The organism is Neptuniibacter sp., from assembly GCF_024231755.1.
Classification (GTDB): Bacteria; Pseudomonadota; Gammaproteobacteria; order Pseudomonadales; family Balneatricaceae; genus Neptuniibacter.
This window is the reverse complement of record NZ_JAAEQH010000232.1, coordinates 1-859: the sequence shown is the minus strand read 5'-3', so window position 1 is coordinate 859 and position 859 is coordinate 1. Positions and strand designations below refer to the sequence as shown.

The 859-nt window shown below is 49.9% G+C and carries 1 protein-coding gene; it reads left to right on the top strand.

Going from position 1 to position 859, the window contains the following annotated elements; all coding sequences use genetic code 11:
• The first annotated feature begins 409 nt into the window (after positions 1 to 409).
• Positions 410 to 754, top strand: coding sequence for a hypothetical protein (locus tag GY843_RS11990; RefSeq protein WP_297309910.1), 345 nt, complete (start codon positions 410 to 412; stop codon positions 752 to 754).
• Positions 755 to 859 lie beyond the last annotated feature (105 nt).

The following is an 859-nucleotide window of genomic DNA, read 5'->3' as shown; positions in this document are numbered from 1 at the left end:
AGTAAGCTAACAGCTAATAATGTTAGCATGTAGGATTGGAAACCTGCAGAGGTTCTTATCAATAACTTCAAAAGCTGTGTCAGAATTCATCTAAGCAAACTTTGAGTATGCAAAGATGCCCCAAACTCCCTGGCCATACCATAAATCCCTGCTTAAGGTAGTAAGCTAACAGCTAATAATGTTATCGTGTAGGATTGGAAACCTGCAGAGGTTCTTATCAATAACTTCAAGCGGTGTCAGAATTCATCTAAGCACACTTTGAGTATTTGAGGGTGTTCCTTGCCATCTGGCGCTATCACAAAGCCCAGCCTTAAGCTAGTAAGCTAACAGCTAATAATGTTAGCATGAATGTTAAACTTGAAAATGCGGTCATTGGCGTTTTGCACGCCCACCAATCACACGGCACCTCATGCTGCACGACATCATTAGCATGGGGTGGAATTTTTCAGTCAAATTCTACGAGTTCACCGTGAGCATCACGCTGGTGAGCATCCTGGTCACGCTGATCATCTCTGCACTGGCGCGCATTGAGCGCAGTCTGCCGCCGCCACACAAGTGTCTGCTGATGGCGTCCGCGATCAACGCGAAGCTGTGTTGCGCCCCCGAGCAGAATCCGAGTGCGGATGCCAGCAGAATGGAAGCCGGCACCAACTACGCCGGTGACTGGAAGCAGATCTTCGCCGCCGCGAACAACCTCGCCTCGGCGCTTCTCATTCTCATCTACCTGCTCGGCGTTCTCATTCTCTTCTGCTAGTTCGCTAACGCCTACATGGAAACTGATCAGCCATGGTCTGCTGCAGCATCGCCAACCAGCAGCTGGCACGCTGCCAACGGGTAAAATCAGCGGCTGTCCATGGGT